7 protein-coding genes and 3 pseudogenes are annotated in these 22,915 nt (G+C 65.5%); 3 read left to right on the plus strand and 7 right to left on the minus strand.

The window, feature by feature from the left end; translation table 11 throughout:
- Positions 1-43: 43 nt before the first annotated feature.
- The 3 genes from H7841_02925 to H7841_02935 are packed head-to-tail and all read right to left on the minus strand — an operon-like array spanning position 44 to position 2,623.
- On the minus strand, positions 44-625 hold the full coding sequence (locus H7841_02925; GenBank protein MEO5335837.1) for a hypothetical protein: 582 nt from the start codon (positions 623-625) through the stop codon (positions 44-46).
- Complete coding sequence (locus tag H7841_02930) at positions 622-843, minus strand: CDGSH iron-sulfur domain-containing protein (GenBank protein ID MEO5335838.1); 222 nt, start codon at positions 841-843, stop codon at positions 622-624. Before H7841_02930 ends, H7841_02925 begins: the two co-directional genes overlap by 4 nt.
- A 55-nt stretch (positions 844-898) precedes the next feature.
- Positions 899-2,623, minus strand: a complete 1,725-nt coding sequence (locus H7841_02935; protein MEO5335839.1) for a peptidoglycan-binding protein — start codon at positions 2,621-2,623, stop codon at positions 899-901.
- 58 nt (positions 2,624-2,681) lie between these two features.
- On the opposite strand from H7841_02935, the gene thrB reads away from it, so the two are divergent.
- Positions 2,682-3,644 (plus strand): homoserine kinase, encoded by a 963-nt coding sequence (thrB, locus tag H7841_02940; GenBank protein MEO5335840.1) that lies wholly within the window; start codon positions 2,682-2,684, stop codon positions 3,642-3,644.
- Complete coding sequence (gene rnhA / locus H7841_02945; GenBank protein ID MEO5335841.1) at positions 3,644-4,096, plus strand: ribonuclease HI; 453 nt, start codon at positions 3,644-3,646, stop codon at positions 4,094-4,096. The genes thrB and rnhA overlap by 1 nt, the downstream gene beginning before the upstream one ends.
- Positions 4,097-4,184: 88 nt before the next feature.
- Here the strand turns inward: rnhA and H7841_02950 are convergent, their stop codons facing one another.
- From H7841_02950 to H7841_02965, 4 genes and pseudogenes are all read right to left on the minus strand, one after another.
- Positions 4,185-6,788 carry an FG-GAP-like repeat-containing protein gene (locus H7841_02950; GenBank protein MEO5335842.1) on the minus strand — a complete coding sequence of 868 codons (2,604 nt, stop codon included), beginning with the start codon at positions 6,786-6,788 and terminating at the stop codon, positions 4,185-4,187.
- Positions 6,774-6,872, minus strand: a pseudogene (locus H7841_02955) (calcium-binding protein). Before H7841_02955 ends, H7841_02950 begins: the two are co-directional and overlap by 15 nt.
- 4,632 nt (positions 6,873-11,504) lie before the next feature.
- A pseudogene (locus tag H7841_02960) lies at positions 11,505-20,333 on the minus strand (pre-peptidase C-terminal domain-containing protein).
- An 891-nt stretch (positions 20,334-21,224) separates the two neighbouring features.
- A pseudogene (locus tag H7841_02965) lies at positions 21,225-21,404 on the minus strand (hypothetical protein).
- A 1,311-nt stretch (positions 21,405-22,715) separates the two neighbouring features.
- Here H7841_02965 and H7841_02970 point away from each other — a divergent pair.
- Positions 22,716-22,915: hypothetical protein (locus tag H7841_02970; GenBank protein ID MEO5335843.1), on the plus strand; the 200-nt coding region annotated here is incomplete at its 3' end.

The following is a 22,915-nucleotide window of genomic DNA, read 5'->3' on the forward strand; positions in this document are numbered from 1 at the left end:
CCGCTAAGACCACGCACTTGCCCAGCGCGCAGGCGGGCACCGGTCACCGGCCGGACGTCATCTTGCGCTTGCGAATGTTGTAGTCCAGTTCGGTCTGGGAAAGCTGCAGACCGGTGTAGATCAGGAAATCACGACCGGTCTGGCCCGACGACAGCGGCACCGTCATCTTCACCGGCATGTCGGTGACCGTGGTACGGGTGAAGTTGCCGGGAAACTCGACCTTCACCGGGAAGGATTTCTTCTGCAAGACGTTGCGGTCCTTGTCGAGCAGGGTGACGAAGTATTCCAACGACGCCTGGCGTCCGGTGTCGGCGGGGCCGCGGTTGGCCTCGATCAGCATGGTCAGTTCGAAGGCCAGTTCACCGTCGCGGGTTTCCTTGTCGATGTCGTGCTCGCAAGAGAACTTTACGTCGGCCACCTTGGCGTCGACCAGGACGTCGGTCAGATCCTCGCCGGGGCCGGGCCGGAAACGGATCACCGAGGCGGCGTCGGCCGGCACGCTGAGACGCGGGCAGGGCGGCTTGGGGGACTTGTCGGCGAAGGGATTGAGCGAACTCATGGACCCGCAGCCCGCCAGCAGGGCGAGGGCGAGTCCGCTTCCGAGGAGGCCGGCGATGCGTGTCATAGGTCGTTATGCGTCCCGTCGCAGAAAGGCGGCTGCTTGCTTCGCTTGCAGCCGCAGAACCAGACCGTGTCGTCCTTGTCGGCCTTGAAGGCCAGCGGCCGCAGGCCGGTGCCCTTGTGGCTTCCGTCGCAGAAAGGCTGCTTCCCGCTGAGCCCGCAGGCGCACCAGTGATAGGTCTTCCCGGCTTCGACCTTGGTCTCGTAGGGTCCCTTGCTCATGAACGTCGCCTCCTGCTTGCCCGAACTTTAGTCAAGCGGACGGACGGACACAAGGCTAGCGTCCCACCGAGATTCCCGCCCGCTGCAGATCGTTGAGGGTGGCGGCGAGTTTGGCCAGGGCGCGGGTGCGACTCCAGGCGTTGTCCAGGGGCTCGGCTTCCTCCAGGCCGCGCCGGAAGGCGGCGATCGCCGCCTCCTTCTCGCCATCGGTCGAGCGTTCCAGGGCGATGTCGCCATGCAGCCAAACGCGAGTGAGCGCGCTGCGCACCTCGATGGTGCCGTCGCGGGCCTTGTCTTCCGTCGCCTTGGCGCCCGCCGCGTCGCCGGCTCGCCTGCGGTCGGCCGCGACCGTCCAGAGCATATGGGCGCGCAGCCGGTCGTCGGCGATACGCGCCACCGCATCGAGGGTACGGTCGAAGGTATGGGTGTCCCTGGCATCCGCGAAGCGCCGCCCCCCCAGGCGGGACCAAGCGGCCACCATCTGGCCGGCCGCATAATCGCGGGCGAAGGGCAGCGTGATGTCCTTGGACAACTCCTTGGCCTTTTCCAGGAGGTCCAGCGTCTCCTCGACATGGCCGGCCGCCCCCAGTTCGGCAGCCACCTGGGCCAGAGCCACCGTCCGGTAGCGCGCTTCCGGAATGCGCTGGGCCAGGGCGCGGGCCCGATCGAATTCGCCGGCCTTGGCATGGTGGACAGTCAAGGCCATCAGTACCGGGGTGCGATCGACGTCGGCGGGGATGTCGTCCAGCAGGGCCGTCGCGGGGCCCACCCGCCTCAATTCGGCGAGGGCCTGGGCGATGTGCCGCAAGGCGGCGCCACGCGCCGCGCCGTCCTTTTCCCGCCGCGCCTCGGCCTCGGCATCCTTGAGCGCCGCGTCCCCGCCTGCCGCGTCGCCGGCTCGCCGCAAGACGACGGCGGCGCGGGTGCGCAACGCCACGCGCTTGATCGTGTCCTCGACCTCGGGCAGCAGGGCGAGCAGCCGTTGGGCGCTGGCTCTGGCCCCTTCGGACAGCCCGCGCTTCGCCTCTATTTCGGCGATGGCGGCCAGGGCTTCGATACGTTTGGACGCATCGGGGATGGCTTCGGCGGCGGCCGCCGCCTCGCCGGTCAAGCCCGCTTCGGCTTGGCCTTCGGCGATGTCGCGTAGCGCCACCAAGATCAAACGGGGATCATGGACCCGGCGCGCCGTGTCCATGGCCTGGGGAATCAGGCCCGCCTTGGCCTGGGCGACCAGCAGTTCGCCACGCGCCCAGTCGCGAAGGTCGTCGGCAGGAATGGTCTTGGCGGTTTCCGCGGCCTCCTCGAGCAGACAGGCCGGGGTCGGGCTGCGGAAGCAGGGCTTGGGATCGCGGGCCGGATCGGCGGTCTCGTCGGGTGGAGATTCCAGCAGCCTGCGGGTTTCCTCGCGGCTCATCAGGGCGCTACGGGCGGCTTCGATGGCTTTGCCGCGCACCTCTTCCAGGCGGCCCAGCAGGGCCTGGATCTTGTGGCTCGATTCGATCTGCAGGGCGAGTTGCTCGGTGACCTTGGGCTCGCCCTTCATGCCGGAACGCTTCTGGAAGGCGCGGATGGCTTCCTCGGTCGCCTTGTCCATCACGCCGGTGGCGGGCCCCAGATAGAGCCCCGCCTCGCCCAGGGCCTTCTGGACACGGGTCACCAGGGAATCGCCGCGGACCTCCTCGCGGTCGGCGGGACTGCTCCGGGCGGGGGCCGTCTTGGCCGCCTGGGTGGCGGGGGCTGCCAGAAGCAAGGCCAGGAGAAGGATCGTCAATCGGCTCATGGGCGCAATATCGTCCGGCGCGATTGCGGAAACAAGCGCCGACCGCCATAAAGGACCCATGGCCGTCTTCACTTCCGTTCCCGCTCCCGACTTGGCGCGCTTCCTGGCCCTTTATGACCTCGGCGAGGCGACGGCTTGCGAGGGCATCGTCGAGGGCTGGGAAAACAGCAATTTCCATCTGGAGACGACGCGCGGCCGATTCGTCCTCACCTTATTCGAAAGGCGGGTCGACGAGTGCGATCTGCCCTTCTTCCTGGGCCTGATGGAACACCTCGGGGCCCGCAACTTTCCCTGCCCGCGCCCGATGAAGCGGCGCGACGGCGGCGAGTGGGGCCGTCTTTGCGGCAAGCCGGCGGCCATCGTTTCCTTCCTGGAGGGCGAGTGGCCCCGCAGCCCCTCGCCCGCCGACTGCGCCGAGGCCGGCCGCGCCCTGGGCCGTCTGCACCGCAAGACCGGGGACTTTCACGGCCATCGGACCAACACGATGGGGATCGGCGCTTGGCGCTCCCTCTTCGAGGCGGTGGCGGATCGCGCCGATTCTCTGGAACCCGGCATGGCTATCGAGATCGAGGCAGACCTGGAAGCCTTGGAGCGGAACTGGCCTTCCGGCCTGCCCCTGGGCGTTATTCACGGCGACCTGTTCCCGGACAATACCTTCTTCCGGGACGGGCGGCTGGTCGGGGTGATCGACTTCTACTTCGCCTGCCGCGATGCCCTGGCCGTCGACTTGGCGATCGGTCTGAACGCCTGGTGCTTCGATGGAGAATGGACCTTCGACCGGATGCGCGGCGCAGCCCTGCTGGCCGGCTATCGCGAGATCGTGCCCATCGAAAGCGACGAACGGGCGGCCCTGCCCGTCCTGGCGCGGGGCATGGCGCTGCGCTTCCTGCTCACCCGCCTGAAGGACTGGCTGGACCGCCCCCCCGGCGCCATGGTCGAACCCAAGGACCCGCGCGAGTACCTGGCGAAGCTGCGTTTCCACCGGGGCGTCGGCGACGCCCGCGACTATGGATTGGACTGATGGACGACAGGATCGACATGTTCACCGACGGCGCCTGTTCCGGCAATCCGGGGCCGGGGGGCTGGGGCGTGGTTCTGCGCTGGCGCGGCCACGAAAAGGAGTTGAAGGGTGGCGAGGCCGCCACCACCAACAACCGCATGGAGCTGATGGCCGCCATCCGCGGCCTGGAGTCCCTGAAGCGGCCCTCACGGGTCGACCTGCATACCGACAGCACCTATCTGCGCGACGGCATCACCAAGTGGATCTTCTCATGGAAGGCCAAGGGTTGGCGCACCGCCGACAACAAGCCGGTGAAGAACCAGGATCTATGGCAGCGGCTGGAGGAAGCCCGCAAGGGCCATCGGGTGGAATGGCACTGGGTCAAGGGCCATGCCGGCCACCCCGAGAACGAACGCGCCGACCAACTGGCCCGCGAGGGTTTGGCGGAGGCCCGGCACGGCAACGAGGACTAGAGCCGGTCCAAGGAAGGCGGGATCGGCTCTCGATTCTGCCTTTGGCCCCAATCGGGCGCCGGGGGGTCGGACGCGGCACCGTCCGATATCATTGCGAGACGCCCCCCGCGGTAACCTGACTATGACTGACATGCGAGTCGACGACCGCCAGGAGCGTCAGTTCGTCGGAGGTGACGGCGGTATTGGAGGCTTCGCTCTCGGTGTAGGAATAGACGGCCGTCTGGTTCTGGCCCTGGGCTAGAATCAGGCCGTCGTCGCCCGCCGCAGCGGTGACGCCGGTGCCGTTCAAGGACGCGACCAAGGTGCTGAATCCCGCCTGGGTCAGATCGGCATCCTGGAACCCGGTGACGGCCAAGCCTTCCACCGCGCTGGTGAAATCGGCCGGGGCGTCGGTGGCGAAGCTCAGGGAGCCGCTGGTTCCGAGGTCGTCCAGGGCCGTCTTGAGGGTACCGTCGATGACGATCATGTCGCCGGCCGCGCCGTTGAAGCCGGTCACCGTGTCCTGGCCGGTGCTGGCTCCCGCCGCTGCGCCATCCGCGCTGGTCTGGATCACCAGTTGGTTGGCGCCGCCGCCGAAGCTGATGGCATCGGCGCCCGTGCCGCCGATGAAAACGTCGTTGCCCGTGCCGCCATCCAGGCTGTCGTTGCCGGCCCCGCCGATCAGAGTGTCGTCACCGGCACTGCTAGTAAGGATGTCGTTGCCCGCGCCTCCGATGAGGACATGGTTTTCCAGGAAATCACCCACCAGGGTGCAGTTCTTGACCTGTGCCGCCGACGCGCCTGTTCCCGCCGAGGCAGAAATGGTGCCGTTCGCGGTGTCGGCGAAATCCCAATACCCGACCAGCCCCGAGCCCGCTAAATCTCCCGTCAGCGAACTGTCCTTGTCGGCCAAAACCTCGGCCGCGCTGCGAGCCGTATTCCAGACCGCGAAATTCGCCACTTCGCCTTGCAGGCCTGTATTCGCCCCCAAATTGTAGTTCGCCTCGGCGGCGACGACAAACCGGTCAGAGGAAGCGCCCAAAGCCGCCGCGTCGCCAATCGTCCGGAAACCATCCTCGACGCCGTCCACATACAGGCGCTCGTGGCCGCTGTTCGTCACGGTATAGGCTATGTGGTACCACTGGTCCGCTTGGATTGCCGTGGCGCCCACGATTTGATCCGTGGCCGATGCCAGGGTGCCGTCATAAGTGCCCGCCCGCAGGTGTCCGTCCTGAAGATGGACGCTGTAGCGCCAGTTGCCGGCCCCTTGGGAAAAAGTAGCGGAATCCCAGTTCGAATCACGGAAGAATATCGCCTGCAGGCCCGCGACGTTATCGAACTTGACCCAGGTTTCCACCGTCATGTCGCTGGTATTGGCGGCTAGCATGGTCACGCCCGAAGCCCCGCCGGTGAACGACAGCGCGTCCTTGCCGTCGGCGGTACCAACGAAGTTCCCGCTGCCGGTATAGGTCAGGTTCTCGACGTTGTCGGGGAGGGCATAGGTCGCCAGATCGGTCTGCACGGTGTCGGTGCCGCCGCCCGAATTCTCGATGATCTTGTCCAGGCCGTTATGGACGACATAGGTATCATTGCCCGTGCCGCCAGTCAGTGTGTTCTGAAGTGACCCGTTCAGCAGAACGGAGACATTGTTGCTGTTGTAATTGACGGCGACCAAGTCAGGGCGGCTGTCTTGGTCCAAATCACCAGTAATGATGCCAAATGGGCCTGATCCAACCGCATATTCCGTGGCGGCCGAGAAACCGCCGGTGCCATTGCCTAGAAGCACGGAAACGTCGGATGCCGCATAATCAACAGCGGCAATATCGACTTTGCCATCACCGTTGAAATCAGCGACGGCGACATCAATTGGATTGGAACCAATTCCAGTCGAGTACTGCGTGGCGGCCTGGAACGTGCCGTTCCCATTCCCTTTGAGCACGGAAACGGTTCCAACTTCGTGATTCGCCGTAACGATATCGATGGCTCCATCGTTGTTTACATCATCGAGACTCACGGCATAGGGTTCATTTGGAGTCCCGCCGCTGCCGTGGGCAGTATAATCGACATGCGCGGCGAAAGTGCCGTCGCCATTCCCCAGCAGGACGCCGACATTGCTGCTGCGCAGGTAGGTGACAACCAAATCCTGCTTGCCATCGCGGTTCAGATCCGCCATCGCGATACCTTCGAGAGCCGATCCGGCGGTCGTTAAAATTAACTGAGAGGCCCCGAAGGTTCCGGTCCCAGTACCGAGCCGGACGCAGACTCCACCGTTGGTGTCGAGATACTTCGTGGTAACGAGATCGGCTTTTCCATCACCGTTCAGATCTCCCACTGCGATTTGAAAAGGCACCTCCATGCTGTAGGAAGTGTTGTAGGTGAATCCGCCACCGCCATTGCCGAACCATACCTTGACGTCGTTTCCGACGCTCAGACTGGACGTCAAGACATCGAGATTGCCGTCCTGGTTCAGATCAGCAAGCTCTACATCCCAAATGCGGGTGGACGCGTCATAATCCGTCTTGCTCGCAAACGTCCCATTGCCATTGCCAAGGAAAACGGAGAAGGAGTTGCTGTTGTTGTTGGCAACGACTAAATCCAGAACGCCGTCGCCATCCAGGTCTCCCAGAACAGGTTTTACAGGATTAACGCCCGTGCCGTAGGCAACGGCTGTTTGGAAGCTCGATGCCGTCGATGCATCGTTTCCTCCATTCAAGGTGTCGTTGCCGGCGCCGCCGTCCAGGGTATCGCTGCCGACGCCGCCGGTGAGGACATCGTCGCCCGAGGTGCCGGTCAGGGTGACGGGACCGGTCGGATTTCCCAGTGCGTCGAAGACCCGTCCACGGATTTCAGAGCCGATAGTGTTTTGATGGCTGTTGTCCTGCCAAGTGATGACGAAACCGCCATTCTCCAGCGCGGCGACACTGGGGGAAATTTGCTCGTTATCGCTCTCGATGTTGACATAGAATTCATCGCCAACCTTGGCTCCGTTGGCATCGAATATCTGCCCGTTGATCTCATTGTAGATACTGGTTCCGCCAAGACTGCGACTGGCGTCCTGCCAAGTAACGACGAAGCCGCCATTGCTAAGGCCGACCGCTGACGGATATTTCTGTTCGTTGCCGGTCAAGGTGTTGACGTGGAATTCGCCATCAATCTTAGTGCCGCTCGCGGTGAATAACTGCCCACGGAGTTCCGCGCTAAAGGAGACCTGCTGACTGTTGTCCTGCCATGTCACAACGAAGCCGCCATTGGCCAGCGCCGCGACGCTGGGGTAAATCTGCTCATTGTCGGTTTGGGTATTGACCAGGAACTCGGTTCCGATTTTGGCGCCGCTGGCGCCGAACAACTGTCCACGGACTTCATTATAAAGGCTGGTTCCGCCAACGCCCTGGCTGTTGTCCTGCCATGTCACAACGAAGCCGCCATCGGCGAGGCCGACTACGCTGGGCTGCGATTGTTCCCTTTCATTTTCGGTGTTGACCATGAACTCATCGCCAAGGGCCGTGCCGTTGGCGTTGAATACCTGGCCACGGATCTCGTTGGCAAGCGAGCCGGAACTCATGTTCCTGCCATCCTGCCAAGTTACGACAAACCCGCCATTTTCCAGTGCCGCGACGCTCGGCTCGGATTGCTGACCTGTCGTTACGGCATTGACCAGGAACTCGTTGCCGACTTTGGCTCCGGAGGCGGTGAAGACCTGTCCGCGCACATCAGAGAGGTTATCCCCGCCGATATTGGAGGTCCAGGTCACGACAAAGCCGCCGTTACCGAGCCCCGTCACACTGGGGCATATCTGTTCGCTGTCGGTCAGGCTGTTGACCAGGAATTCATGATCTATTTTTGACCCGTCGGGGGCAAATATCTGTCCTTTAATGCCAGCGCCGCTGGCATCGCCGCCGATACCGCTGTTGTCATGCCAAGTCACAACGAAGTTGCCATTGGCCAGACCGGCGGTGCTGGCATAGCCCTGCGAGCCGCTAGCGACGCCGTTGACAGCGATTTCTCGTATTTCAGAGTCATCAAAGCGGAGAGTTTCGATACCGATCAGATTGTCGGTCTCAATTCCATTGGATACGGTGAGGCCGTTGCCTGTATTGATGATGGTCCAGTCGCTCGAATTGCCGGAGAACACAGCAACGTCATTGCCAAGTCCGCCGTTGATGGTGTCGTTGCCAGCGCCGCCGGTCAGGGTGTCGTCGCCGGCACCGCCGGTCAGGGTATCATCGCCCGCGCCGCCGATCACGGTGAGGGCGGCAGAAGCCTCGGCCGAGCCGTCGAGGACCAGAGACGCGGCCCCCTTGGCGTCGACCGTCAGGCCGGCGGTGTTGTTGCCGTCGCCCAGCGTCAGGGAATAGGCCTCGTGGGACGCCAGCCGCAGCGTCTCCCAACCGGTCAGGCCAGCCGTCTCGGCAGCAGTCAGGGTCAGGGCGCCGGGACCGCCGAGGATCAGGGCGTCGGTGCCGCCGCTGCCGGTGAAGGCCCGTCCGGCGCCGCCGGTATCCAGATCGGCCCCGTTCGCGATCACGATATCGTCGCCGGCGCCGCCGGTCACCGCCTCGACATTCACGACATTGGCGACACCCCCGTCGTCCGCCAGAACCACAGTGTCGGTCCCCGCGCCGCCGTCGACGAGCCCGAGGCTGGCGCCGACCTTCAGGGTGTCGTCGAGGGACGTGCCCACGAGCGTCAGGTCCAGCGGGTTACCGTCGGCGTCGAAGCGGCGGGAATAGATGCCCCCATAAGAGCCGTCCTGCCCATAGCTGGTCCAGGTCACCACGAAGCCGCCATCCGGCAAGGCGGCCATCGTGGGTTCCAACTGGTCACCGCCCGCATAGGTATTGATCCGGAACGCGTCGCCCGCGGCAACCCCGTCGGCGTCGAACCGCCGGCCGAAGATGTCATAGGACTCCCCGCCGTCCCAGGCGGTCCAGGCCACCATGAAGCCACCGTCGGCCAGCGCCGCCACGACAGGTTGGCTCCAGGAGGAGGACGCACTGACAAGGAATTCGCCACCCACCGCCGCGCCCGAGCCCTCGAAACGTTGGCCATGGACGCTCCTGGGGCCGTTGATGTCCTCGCCCCGGGATGTCCAGATCGCCACGAAGCCGCCGTCCGCCAGCGCCGCCAGTGTGGGCACGCCCTCGTTGCCCGTCGTCGTGGTGCTGATCTGGAAGGGCTCGCCCGAGGCGATGCCGTCGGCATCGTAGCGCCGGCCACGGACGGCCGATCCGGATGAACTCGTCCAGGCGATCAGGAAACCGCCGTCGGACAGAAGCGTGATCGCCGGGGAATACCCGAACCCGCTGCCCTCCGTGACATTGAACGGATCGCCGACGACCGCGCCATCGGCATCGTAGCGCTTTCCGTAAACGTCGTAGGAGGTGCTCCCGCCGCTTACGACCTTGATGTTTCGCCAGGTAACGATGAACCCGCCGTCGTCCAGCCCGACGACCATGGAGTTGTCCTGCCAGCCGGTGCCGTTCGCCGTGATGTTGAACTGATCCTCGACGGGCGCGCCATCGGCATCGAAACGCTGCCCGCAAAGATTGTTGTATGCGTATCCGCTGCCCGAAACATAGTCGCTTGTCCAGGTGACCACGAAGCCGCCGTCGGCCAGGGCGGCGACTGCAGGCTGGTTCTGGTCGTTTGTCGCGGTGGTGTTGACCTGGAATCCGTCGCCCACCGGCCGGCCATGAATGTCATGGCGCTGGCCGAAGACGCCCTCGTAGCTTCCGTCCTGCCCACGGGAACTCCAGATGACGACATGGCCGCCGCCGGCCAGGACAGCGATGGCGGGTTCGTCCTGGGAATCGGTGGTGTAGGTATTGACCTGGCCGTCGTCCCCCGTCACGGCAAAATCGCGGTCGGTGAAATCCAGGACATCGACATGATCCAGCGTCGTGGCCGCACCCTCGCCGTCCGTGACCACGACCTTGCCGGCGACCACGGAAATGGCATGGTCGGCGCTGGCTCCGTCGAAGCTGGCCACGTCGGCGACCGGATTGACGGTCACGTCGACGACCGCCACGTCCGACCAGTAGCCCTTGCCGTCCCAGGCCATGATGGCGAAGGAGTCGGGGCCGTTATAGTTGGCGTCCGGCACATAGATCACCCGGCCGCCGGGGTCGGTGACATCCCAGTCGACGAGGGCGCCGAGGCTCCCCCCTGCGGCGTACTGGTAGAGGGTGCCGTGGGCCGGCAGCCCCTCAATGCCGAAGCTCAGCCAGTCGCCGTCGGCGTCATTCCCTGACAGGGTGATGGCCTTGGCGGTGTCCTCGTCGGTGTCGACCGAGGCCTGGGTCGCCATCACCGCCTCGTTGTAATTCGCCGCGATGTTCGTCTCGGCATCCACCCGCAAGGTCTTGCCGTCGTTCTCGAAGACCAGCAGGGCCCGGCCGTCGAGAGCCTGGTCGGCCTGGCGGACCCAGCCCAGGTCGGCCAAGATCACCTCTCCCCCGCCCAGGAGGGTCAGGGCCCCGCCGTCCGAGACGGCCGCCACTGCCGCCGCGGTCACGCTGGCGTTGCTGTCGCCCAGCTTGACGATCTCGATGCCGGACCAGGACACGGCGCCCAGATCGACGCCCTGCAACCAGTCGCCGTCGAGACCCACGGTATCGGTGCCCACGCCGCCATCCACGTCGTCGTAGGCATCGACGAAAAGGGTATCGTTCCCGCCGTCGCCACGGAGCCAATCCACGTCCGACGCGCCGCGCAGCACATCGTCGCCCGCCCCGCCGTGCAGGGTGATGCCGGCGGCCATGGGCAGGACGTCGTTGCCGGCGCCGCCGGCCATGGTGCCGGCCAGGAGGTCGAAGGTGACATCGCCATCGGCGAAGCGCAGAGACTCGAAGTCGTAAAGGAGGTCGGCGCCATCATCTCCATCGCCGGGATTGATATCGGTGACCGTCAGGGTCCCCTCGCCCATCGCGATGCTGTACCCCGCCATGGCGCCGGAGAAGACGGCGACGTCTTCGCCGTCCCCGCCGTGCAGGGTGTCGCTGCCCAAGCCGCCGGTGAGGACGTTGTCGCCGGAATCACCGGTCAGGTCGTCGCCGTAATCGGAGCCGATCACGCTCTCGAAGCCGCTCAGGGTGTCGATCGCGCCGCCCTCGTCGGCCGTGCCGTCCGCCAGGCTGACGACGACGCCCTCGCCGGCGCCCCGGAAGGACACCGTATCGGTCCCCGCGCCGCCGTCCAGGGTGTCGCTGCCCCAACCGCCCTCGATGACGTTGTCGCCGGAATCGCCGGTCAGGGTATCGTCCCAGTCGCCGCCGACCAGGTTCTCGATGGAGACCAAGCTGTCGGTGCCGCCCTGGCCGTCGCTCGCCGTGCCACCCGCCAGGCTGACGGTGATGCCCTCGTCGGCATACCAGTAGACGGCGGTGTCGCTGCCGGCGCCGCCGTCCAGGACGTCGTTGCCCGCCATGCCGTTGAGGGTCTGGTCGCCCGCCCCGGCATGGATGGTGTTGGACTCGTCGCCCCCCTCCAGGACCCAGCCGTTGTCGTAATAGAGGTTGAGGTACTCATCGCTCGCGGTAAACCACAGGTATTCGACGTCATGCAGGGTGTCGGTGCCGTCGGCGCCGTCGCCGGCATCAATGTCGGTGACCGTCACGACAATGCCATCGGTGGAAATCCGGTAGCCGCCCATGGCGCCGGAAAAGTGCGCCTCATCCTCGTCCCGGCCGCCGAGAAGGGTATCGTCGCCGGCGCCGCCCACCAGGATGTCGTACCCGCGAAGGCTGGCCCATGGCAGGCTGCTGCGGATCATCAGCCAGTAGTCGCCGGTGGTCGGCGTCGCATAGGTGTCCTGGGCGAAGGTGGCGTTCGATCCGGCGTTCAGGATCACTTGACCGGCCAGGGACAGGTTTTCCCAGGACGCCGACATCTGGGACAACTCGGCCGGATAGATACCGTTATCCGACACCGCCACGTAGTAGGTCCCGGCATCCAGGGTCGCTCCGAGGTATTCATCCGCGCCCTGATCGTAATACTCGCCGCCGATCGCCGCGTCGGTGACCGAAAGGCCACCGTCATAGGAATGGAAGAGCAGGTGGCCCGAGGCGTCGAAGACCGAAAGCCCGGTGTCCAGGCTGCTTCCCAACTGGCCGGCTTGGAGCCACAGGTCGGACGTCTGCTCCAGGGTGAAGCTGTAGAAGTCCACGTCCTGGGACGTATCCACCCAGCCTTGCAGCCAAAGCGTATCCGCCGCGTGGGCCCCCAGGGTGCCGGCCGCCTGAGCGGTCGCCAGGGTATCGTTGCCGGTTCCGGTGCCGGCCTCGCCTTCGCTGTCGATGCCGTCGTAGCCGGCCCGCAGGACCAGGCGGTAGTCGCCGCCCCAATTCGAACCTCCCAGGAACGACGTATCGATCTCACCGACGTCCACCACCTCGCCGCCGATGAGACCCCCGCCCCCGCCCTCGCCCTCGAAGGCATATTGCAGCCCGACGGGATCGTTCCCGAAGCCGGATACCCCCAGCCGATAGGTGCCGGCGGCGAGGTTCAACGGGCCGATGAAGGATTCGTAATTGTATTCGTCGTACGTACTGAACCTCTGATCGTCGTCGCCGTAGGCGATCAGGCGTCCCTCGGCGTCGAAGACCGAAAGCACGGTGTCGATCTCCAAGCCGTCGGTATCGAGGAACAGGGTCGCGTCCGCCTCCAGCGTGAAGCTGTAGAAGTCCACGTCGTTCCAGTCGTCCGGATTGATGGCGCCGCCCACCGCGATGGGCCCGGCCGCCGTCAGGACGCCCAGATCCAGGGCCCCGGACGGGGTGTCGTTGAGGCCGGACTGGTAGGCGGCTTCCGTCTCGACGGCGGTTTCAGGCGCCAGGCGGGCATCGCCCTGAAGCACGTCGTTGCCGTCTCCGCCCTTCAGCCTGTCGTTGCCGCCGTTGCCGACCAGAACGTCGTTGCCCGCGCCGCCATTGAATTCGTTGTCGTCGTTGTTGCCCAGCAGGCTGTCGGCGTGGCCGGAACCGACGATCGCCTCGATGCCGACCAGGGTATCGGTGTCGCCGCCATGGCTGGCGGTCCCCGCCGCCAGGTCCGCCGCCACGCCGGATGTCGCTGAATCATAGCCGACGGTGTCGAAACCCTCGCCGCCAATGAGGATCTGGTCGCCGTCGCCGACCATGATGGTGTCGTCGCCGGGCCCGCCGGTCAGGGTCAGGGTTCCCAAGGCTTCGCCGTGGGCATCGAAACGCTGGCAATAAATGTCGCCCTCTTGGCGGTCCTGGAGGTACGACATCCATGCCACCACGAAGCCGCCGTCCGCCAGCGCCGTCACCGTGGGTTCGGATTGATCGCCGGCAGTGGCCCCGGCGACCCGGAACTCGCCGCCCACGGCCGCCCCGGCGGCATCGTAGCGCTGCCCGTATATGCCTCCCGCCTCGCCGTCCTGGTACCAGGACGCCCAGGCGACCACGAAGCCGCCATCGGCCAGCGCCGCCACCGTGGGCTGGTATTGGTCGTCCGTCACATAGGTGTTGATCCGGAATTCGCTTCCGGCCGCCGCCCCGGCGGCATCGAAACGCTGGCCGTAGATCCCCCCGACCTCGCCGTCCTGATTGTACGATCGCCAGACGGCCACGAAGCCGCCGTCCGCCAGCGCCGCCGCCACCGGATGGGCCTGTTCGGCGTCGGGATGATCGGTGCTGACCTGGAACGCGTCGCCCACCGTCGTTCCGTCGGCGGCGTATCGCTGGCCGTAAATGCCTTCCATGTCCGTCTCATAGGACGTCCAGGTGACCACGAATCCGCCATCCTGGCCCTTCAATCCGGCCACCGCGGGTTCATCCGAAGAAGTGATCTCGAATTCGTCGCCGACCGCGATTCCCGTCGCGTCGAACCGCTGTCCATGGGAGGTATACACATCGGTATCGGTCTCGATATCGTAATGGTAATCCCCCCAGGCGACCACGAAGCCGCCGTCGGAGAGCGCGGCCACCGAGGGCACATTCAGATCGCCGCTCCAGGTGGTGTTGACCTGGAATTCACCGCCCTGCGCCACGCCGTCGGCGCCATAGCGCTGGCCGTAGATATCCTTAGAGTCCGGATCGAAGGAAGTCCAGGCGACCACGAAGCCGCCGTCGGCCAGCGCGGCCACCGTGGGTTCGGATTGCTCGTCGAAGGTGGTGGTGTTGACCCGGAATTCCCCGCCGATGGCCGCGCCGTCGGCGCCATAGCGCTGGCCGTAGATGCCGGCGCTGCTGCCGTCCTGATCGTAGGAAGTCCAGGTGACGATGAAGCCCCCTCCGGAAAGCGCCGTCATCGAGGCTTCGTACTGACTGTTGGCGACGGTGGCATTCACCCGGAATTCCCCGCTTCTCGACACCGCGATATTGGTATCGGCGAAGCTGAGAGTCTCGACGAACCGCAGGGTATCCGTGCCTTCGTCACCGTTCTGGGTATCGATATCCTCGACCGTCAGCGCCTCGTCCACGAGGGAAATCCGGTAGCCGGCCATGTCGCCGGCGAAGACCGCCGCGTCTTCGCCGGCGCCGCCCGCCAGGGTATCGTCGCCGGCGCCACCGGTCAGGATATCGTCTCCGGCGCCGGCGTTCATGGCATCGGCCTGGCTGCCACCCGTCAGGGCCACGCCCACCACGTCGAGCGCGTTGCCGTCGGCGTCGTAGCGGGCCAGGTAGACATCGGACATGCTGTCGGTCCAGGCGGCCCAGGTCACCGTGAATCCGCCATTCGCCAGGGCGGCCACCGAAGGCTGCATTCCCCAGGCGGAACCCGGCACATCGACGAGGATGGGATCGCCGACCGGGCTTCCGGCGGCCGAGTAGAGTTGGGCCTGGACGTCGCCATTTCCGTCGCCGTCGGCATCGTCGCACCAGACCGCGACAAAGCCACCGCCGTCCAGGGCCGCCACCGAGACGTCCCCTTGCCCGGCGTCGGCGGTGCTGACCTGGAACTCGTCACCCAGCGCCACCCCCGAAGCATCGTAGCAACGACCCCGGATGCTTCCATCGGCTCCCACGCCGGGCCCGTCGGGCGAGGTCCAGGTGACGACGAAGCCGCCACCGGCCAGGCCCGTCACCTGCGGTCCGGATTGGTCGTTCTGGGTGACGAGGTTGTTGACCTGGAATTCGCCGCCCTGCGCGACGCCGTCGGCGTCGTAGCGCCGGCCGAAGATGCCACCGTAGCTGCCGTCGCCCGCCTGGGCGTAGGAGCGCCAGACCACCAGGAAACCGCCGTCCGCGAGGCTCGTCACCGAGGACTGGCTCTGGCTGTCGCCGGTCGTGGCGTTGACCTGGAATTCGTCGGCGCCCGGCGTCGCCCCATCCCGGCTCACCGGATCGCCGGTGCCGTCGAAGCGCTGGGCAAAGACCTCGTAGGTGCTGCCGGAGGTCCAGGTGACGACGAAGCCGCCGTCCGACAGCGCCGACAGCGCCGGCTTGTTCTGGATGCCGGTCGTTGTTGTATTGATGGTGAACTCGTCCTTCACGCGTCCATAGTTCTGGTTGTAGATGCACCCCTTGACCTCGCGTTCGCCGTAGGCGTCGGTCTCCCAGACGATGGCGATATTGCCGTCCGCAAGGGCCGTCGCCACGGGGGCCGTCTGGTCCCCGGCCGTGCTGGAGTTGATCCAGAACTCAGTGCCCGCCGCCTGCCCATCGGCATCGTAGAACTGGGCGAAGATGCCGCCGTATTCCCCATCCTGTCCGGAAGAGACCCAGGTGGCCAGGTAGCCCCCGTCCTCCAGAGCGATGATCGAGGGCTGGTCCTGATTGCTATCGGTGTAGGAATTGACCAGGGTTCCGCCGGTGAGGATCGGTGCCGCGCGCATGTCGCCGTCGGCGAAACGCAGGACCTCGACGGAACGCAGAGTATCGGTACCCTCGTTCCCGTCGGCGGAGTCGATGTCGGTTACCGTGAGGGCGCCTCCCGAGACGGAAATCCGGTAGCCGGCGGAATCCCCGGCGAAGATCGCCACGTCCTCGCCGTCGCCGCCGACCAGGGAATCGTTCCCGGTCGTGCCCGTCAGGGTCAGGCCGCCGACGCCAGTGACGCCAAGGATGTCGCTCATGGCCGGCGCGGCGGTGACGCCGGCCAGCTTGACCAGGGTCTGGTTGAAGCCGGAGGAATTATCGCCGTCCTTGACGTAGAGGTAGCCGTCCGTCCCCACCGTGATAAAATGCAGGCGGTTGTCGACGCCCGCAGTGTCGATCTGGGCGGTCACCGTCTCCACCGTCGGGCCCGAGATCGGCGCCTGAGCCGCGTCGTATTCGATGCCCGTCATGCCGACGAAGCTGATCTTGTCCTGGCCGGTGGTGAAATCGGTGATCAAGTCCGAGGCGATGTCGGAATCCCCGGCCCGGATGGCGAAGACGTCGTTGCCTCCGCCACCGGTGATGTCGTCGCCACCAAAACCACCCTGGAAGAATTCGTCCGCCCCGGTGCCGATGAAGGTATCGAAGGAATCGCCGCCGATCACGCCCTCGATGCCGACAAGGGCATGCTCGCCATAATAGGTGCCGTTGTTCTCGGCGACGCCGGTCTGCAGGTTGACGATCGTATTGGAGAAGACCGAATAGTCGACGATGTCGAATCCCGCGCCGCCGTCCAGGGTCTGCCCCCAGGACCAGCCGCTCAGGTGGTCGTTGCCGTCGCCGCCCGAGAGGTACATGCCCTCTCCGGTGGCGGACAGGACGTCGTTGCCGGCGCCACCGAGAACCGCCGCGATGCCTTCCTGCATCTGCAGGATGTCGTTCCCGGCGGTGCCGGCAAGGGAAACCTGCCCGGCGGCGACATGAACACCGAAGGTAACGTCCGCGAATTGCAGGTTCTCGATGTTGGACAGCGTGTCGTCCCCCTCGCTGCTGGGGTAAGTCGCGCTGGTGACCGTGACGGCGCCGCCGCTGGCGCCGATCAGGTAGTTGCTCGCGTTGCCGGCGAAGACGGCCGTGTCGATTCCGGCGCCGCCGTCCAGCGAATCGCTGCCCAGGCCGCCGGTCAGGGTATCGTCGCCCGTGCCGCCGGTCAGGGTGTCGTTGGCGGCGGTCCCCGTCAGCACGAGACCGACGACGTCGAAGGTGACGGTGACGGCGGTCGCCGTATAGGCCGTGCTCAGATCGTAGCCAGCCCCCAGGTTGTGGGTGATGGACTCGAAGGTGCCGGTAACGCTGCCGCCGCTGGCCACCGTGATGACTTGGCCGTCGGTGGGAACGTGGCCGTTCAGGAAGTTGAGGCTGAGCACGTTGCCGGCCGCACTCAGGTTCAGGGCGCCCGACGCCGTCAGGCGGTCGTTGCCGGAGGCGGAAACGTCGATGGCCAGGTCGCCGCCATCCAGGAAGGTGACGGCCGATGACGCGCTCAGCGTCGCCGTGGCTCCCGCCCCGCCCGGGTCGATGGCGCCGACGACATCGATGAAGCTTCCCGAATACGTCTGGCCCACGCTGCCGAGCGTCGCCCCATCCGCCACATTCAGCGTTCCGCCGCTACTCAAGTAATAGGTCGCCGTCCCTCCGGCGGCCAGCGTCAGCGTCGAGTTGCTGATCCAAAGGCCCCCGCTTATCTGGCCGCTGTTGACCATGCCTGTCGACGCGCCATAGAGATAGTCGGACTGGCAATCGAGGGTCATCGTCCCCTGATTGACGAACTGGCCGATCAGGCCCGCCGTACCGGAGGCCCCCGAGGAGGAAATGGTGGCCCCCTCCGCATTGGTCAGGGTCCCGGTCGACATCTCCAGGGTGGAATTGGAGCCTCCCGCGCTCAGGTGAATGGTTCCCGTGTTGACCATGTCGCCGGCGACGATCAGGGTTGACACGTTGACCGTCGTCGCGGCCGCACTGACGGTCACCGTGCCGGCATTGGAGGCGAAGCTTCCAACCTGGATATTGAATCCCGAGGTGGTTACGGACCCGCCGGCAAGGTTGGTCAGGACCAAGTCGGGACTGTCGCTGTAACTTCCCAGGGACAATGTCCCGCTGTTGGCAAGCGTGCCCGCCAGGACTCCGCTGCTGCCGACCGTGAGCGTGCTGCCGGCCCCGACGGTCGCTTCATTATTTACGGTCAGGCTGCCGCCGAGGCCGAGGGTGAGCGAGGTGCCCGCGCCCGACAGGGCCAGGGAGTGGACCGTCCACGACATCCAATTAGACGGATAGGTCACGCTGCCGCTGGAAATCGTCACGTCGTTCATGAAGTTGGGGACATAGCCCGAGTCCCAGTTGGCGGCCGTGTAATAGCTCCCCGAGCCGCCGATCCAGGAGACGGGGGTGACCACCGCCAAGTCCTGGTCGGCGAAGCGCAGCTTCTCCACGCCGGACAGGATGTCGGTGCCGTCGGCGCCGGTCACCGTCGTCACACAGGTGGCGGCGTCGGTAGCGACGGTGTAGTCGGCGCGGTTTCCCGAGAACACGGCGACGTCGTTGCCAGCGCCGCCGGTCAGGATATCGTCGCCCATCCCGCCGGTCAGGGTGTCGTTGCCCGCGGTCCCGGTCAGGGTGACGGAGGGGAACATGCCCGTCTGATTGACGGTCGAGGCGATCTTCAGGGTCGCGGTGCCGCTGGTGTAGACCCGGAACAGGGTGCCGTCGATGGTCTGGTCGGCTCCGGCTGTCCAATCGGCGGCGGTGCCCGAGGCCAAGGTCACCGTGTCGTCGGCCGAGCCGGTGACGATCAGGGTGTCGTTGTCGGACAGGGCCACGATCGATGCGGCATTGACGCCGAGAGTGGCCCCACCGGCCGTCTCCAGCGCGATCTTTTCAATTCCGGAAAGGCCCGTGGCAGTGGCCAGGTTCAGGCTGGTGGCCGTGGTGACGCTCAGCAGATCGGTGCCCGAGCCGCCCGCGACCGAGACGTCGGCCGCGTCATGGACAAGCGTGTCGTTGCCGGTGCCGCCTTCAAGGGTGTCGCTCCCGGCTCCGCCGATGATCGTATCGTCCCCGGAGGCGCCCTTGATGAGGTTCACGCCGGAATTGCCGATCAGGGTGTCGTTGTAGGCCGATCCCTGGACATTTTCGAAATTTGCCAGGACATCGTTGCCGGCGCCGCCCGAGGCCGTCCCCAGGGAGAGATCGACCGTGATGGAGGCGGTCGCCCAGTAGGACGTCGGCACCGAGGTGCTGGCCGCATTGCTATTGGGCGCGGAGTAGCACAACAGGTCCGTGCCGGCGCCACCGTCCAGGAAGTCGTCTCCGCCCAGGCCGGCGATGTAGTCGCCTCCCGTCCCGCCGACGATGGTGTCCGCATTCATGCTGGCGAAAAGAAGGCTTCCGGCATTGGGGCCGTACACCGCCTCGATGCCGAAGAGACGGGCATAGGTGCCAAAGTACAGCTCGTTATTGCCCGCATCTCCGTACAGATGCAGGTAGACATAGGTGGTGACCGTCCTCAGATCGAGGATATCCAATCCGGCCCCGCCATCGATGGTGCCGCCGGTTCCCCCACTCATGCCGAAGACGATGGTGTCGTCGCCAGCGCCGGAATAAATGCGATCTTGGCCCCCCGAGCTTACGATGGTGTCGTTGCCGGCGCTGCCGGTAATGGAGTCGGCGGTGCCGGTGCCCTTGATGGACTGGATGTTGATGAGGGTATCCGTGCCGTAGACACCGGCATCGACAACGCCCGTGGTCAGGTTGGCGGTAATGGCGTTAATGGTTGGCTGCAAACTGTAATCAACGGTGTTGGTGCCCGTGCCGCCATCGATGACATCATTGCCGTAGCCGCCCAGGAAGCTATCGTTGCCAGTGCCACCGATGAGGGTGTCGTCATACTGCGAGCCCCAGATGGCCTCGAAGCCGGTGAAGCTGTCGCTGCCTTCGCCGCCGCCCGTGGCGGCACCCAGACCCAGGTCGACGGTGACGCCGCTCTCGGCATGACCGTAGAACAGCCAGTTGGTGCCGGTGCTTCCGGTGAAGACGTCGTCAAAAGCCGAGCCCGCGACCATCTCGAAGCCCGAGAAGGTATCGTTGCCCGCGCCGCCGCTGGACGTACCGGACGCCAGATTCACGGTTACCGAGGCGGTGGCGTTGGAGTAATCCAGCATGTTCATGCCGGCGTAATAGTTGTTGGTGCCGACCATGGTGAAGGTGTCGTCGTGAAGCGAGCCCAACACCCCCTCGAAGCCGACAAGACTATCGGTGCCCTGTGAACTGACCACGGTGCCAGAAGGGGTATAGGCCGTGGCGGCGCCCTCGGTGAGGGTAACACTCACCCCGGACCCGGCATGGGCGTAGGAGACGATGTCGAGGCCGTTGCCGCCGTTCAGGATGTCGTTGCCCGCCCCGCCCTCGATCCAGTCCATGGCGGTGCTGCCGGTGATGGTATCGCGGAAGGCGGTACCGACGATGTCGCGCGAGGACGTGGTGTTTATGCCGCCGTCGTTGATCGTTACGGAGGGAGGAAGGACGCCCGTGAACACCAGGGTCGACAGGTCGAAGGTGCCACCCGTGGTCGCCTGGAAGGTAAGGGAGTTCACCGCGGCCAGGCCGTTGAACTGGGTCGCGGTGCCGCCGAAGTCCCCGGCATTGTAGCCATAGGCCCGCAGGGTCGTGGAGTCGCCGTAATCAACCTGTTCGACGTTGAGGACATCGGCGCCACCGAGGCTGGTCAGGGTCCCCGAGGTCATCGCGATGCGGTCGTAGCCGTCGCCGCCATCCACCGTGCCGGACACGGCGGCCAGGGCCATGGAAAAATCGAAGACGTCGTCGCCGGCTCCGCCCAGGTAGACGCCGTTGCCGTAGGTGGCCTGCAACAGGTCGTTGCCCGCGCCGCCGTCCAGGACGCTGTAAATGTTGTAGAAGTCCCGCATCGTGTCGTTGCCGGAGCTTCCGATCAGCTCGACGCGGTCAATTCCCGAGGTGCCGTCGAGGGTGGCGGGAGAGAGCATGCCCCCGATCTGGGCGCGGAAGTCCTCGTTCACCGAGTCGGCATGAATGCGCAGGACGTCGCTACCGGTTCCGCCCACCAGGGTCAAATAGCCGCCGCCGGTCTCGCCCGAGTCCGCCTGGGAAAGGGTCATATCGACGGTATGGCCCTGCAATTCGATCCGCTCGATGCCGGACACGGTGGTATTCCGGAAATCGGTATCGGCGGTGACGCGGAGCGTGTCGATGCCGGTGCCGCCGATGATGGTCTCGCCCGCCGCCACATCGCCCGTGTTGAACAGGAAGATGTCGTTGCCGTCACCGCCGAGCAGCCGATCCGTTCCCGCTCCGCCGCTGAGGGTATCGATGCCGGCGTTGCCGGACAGCACGTCGTTGCCGGCGCCGCCCGCCAGGATATCGGCCCCGGAGCCGCCGCTCAGCACATCGGCGACGCTCGAACCGGTGAAATTCACCGCCGTGGAAGCGTAGGTGCCATACAGCCACAGCATGGCGCCATGGCCACCGGTCCAGCCGGGACCGTCGCCCCAATCCAGGTAGGTCTTGCCGCTGGAGGCATCCAGGGTCAGGCCCGTGTAGGTATCGGTAAAGCCTTTCACCTTGATGACCGCGCCCTGGTTGAACACGCTGCCGCCGTCGAAGTCAATCCAGGAACTTGTGCCGGTCATGTCGCCACCGGCATCGATGGTCGTCAGGGCGTCGAACTGGGCCTTCGACAGGGTCACCATGGGTGACGAACTGGTGGAAGGAGCATCGATCTTCAGCTGTTCGATGGTATCGAAGGTCGTCGCCGGGGTCAGGTCGAAGCTGTCCCGGACGAGCACGGTATCGGTGCCGGCGCCGCCCACCAGCGTCTGAGGACTGCCATTCCGGAGGACAAAGATGTTGTCGCCGCCATCGCCGGTGATGCTCCGCACATTGCCGTCCGCGACGATGCCCTCGATGCCCGACAAGGTGTCGTTGCCGCCGCTGCCGCTGGCGGTTCCCGCCGCCAGATCGACATCCGCGTACCCGGAATGGCCGACGTAATAGGCATGGTCATAGCCCACGCCGCCGTTGAGAACGTCGTTGCCGGCGCCGCCCTGCAAGGTGTCGTCGCCCGTGGTGCCGGTGATCGTGTCGTCGCCGCCGCCCCCGGCCAGGATGATCGTGTCGTCCGTTCCCCAGTTGACCAGATTCAGTCCCGACAGGTCGTTGACGCCAAGCGTCACCGCGCTTCCCGCCCCATCGATGGCGATGCCGGCGAGTTGCGCCGCCGTGGCATAAAGGGTGGCGCTGCTTCCCGTGAAGGCGATCTGCTCGACTCCCGAGAAGGAGCCGACGTTCCGGATGTCCGCCCAGCCCGAGGCCAGGAGCGTATCGGTGCCGCTGCCGCCGTCGAGAGTCTGGGTGGCGGTGGAGGTTCCCGAGATCTGAAGGATATCGTTCCCCGCGCCGCCCAGCATGACGGGCAATGCATCCTGGGCGATGAGGGTATCGTTTCCCGTCCCGCCGATCAGGTTCGTATTGCCCCACCAATAGTATGAATACGGATCGAGGGTGAGGTCGTCGCCGCGCTCCGACCCATCCAGGATGATCGAGGCGATTCCGTCGCCAGAGGCAAAGGCGGATTCCCAGCCCTCGCCATCCAGCTTGACCACCAGCTTCTGCCCGGCGGCACCGTCCAGCGAACCGATGGTTAGATTCCCGCCCAGCGCGGTCAATTGGGACAGATTGACGGTTCCCTGGGTATTCTCCCCCTGGAAGCCGAACCCCTGGAGATTGGCAAGCGAGGCGCCGCGCAGGTCGTTGTCCCCGGCGATATGCAGGTTGTTGTAGCCCGCCCCACCGTCGATGACCTCCCCCGCCTGGACGTGTCCGGCCGCCAGATGGAAATTGTTGTTGCCGGCATCGCCGATCAGGGTATCGGCATGGGCCGATCCTTCGATATCCTCGATGTTCGACAGGCTATCGGTTCCGGCCCCGCCACTGGCGGTTCCCTGGGCCAGGTCGACCGTCACGG

Origin of the sequence: Magnetospirillum sp. WYHS-4 (assembly GCA_039908345.1) — a bacterium.
GTDB lineage: Bacteria > Pseudomonadota > Alphaproteobacteria > Rhodospirillales > GLO-3 > JAMOBD01.

Excerpts from the sequence above, each read along its gene's own strand:
- H7841_02935 (MEO5335839.1), bottom strand. The coding sequence starts at position 2,623 with ATGAGCCGATTGACGATCCTTCTCCTGGCCTTGCTTCTGGCAGCCCCC.
- H7841_02925 (MEO5335837.1), bottom strand. The coding sequence starts at position 625 with ATGACACGCATCGCCGGCCTCCTCGGAAGCGGACTCGCCCTCGCCCTG.
- H7841_02930 (MEO5335838.1), bottom strand. The coding sequence starts at position 843 with ATGAGCAAGGGACCCTACGAGACCAAGGTCGAAGCCGGGAAGACCTAT.
- rnhA (MEO5335841.1), top strand. The coding sequence starts at position 3,644 with ATGGACGACAGGATCGACATGTTCACCGACGGCGCCTGTTCCGGCAAT.
- thrB (MEO5335840.1), top strand. The coding sequence starts at position 2,682 with ATGGCCGTCTTCACTTCCGTTCCCGCTCCCGACTTGGCGCGCTTCCTG.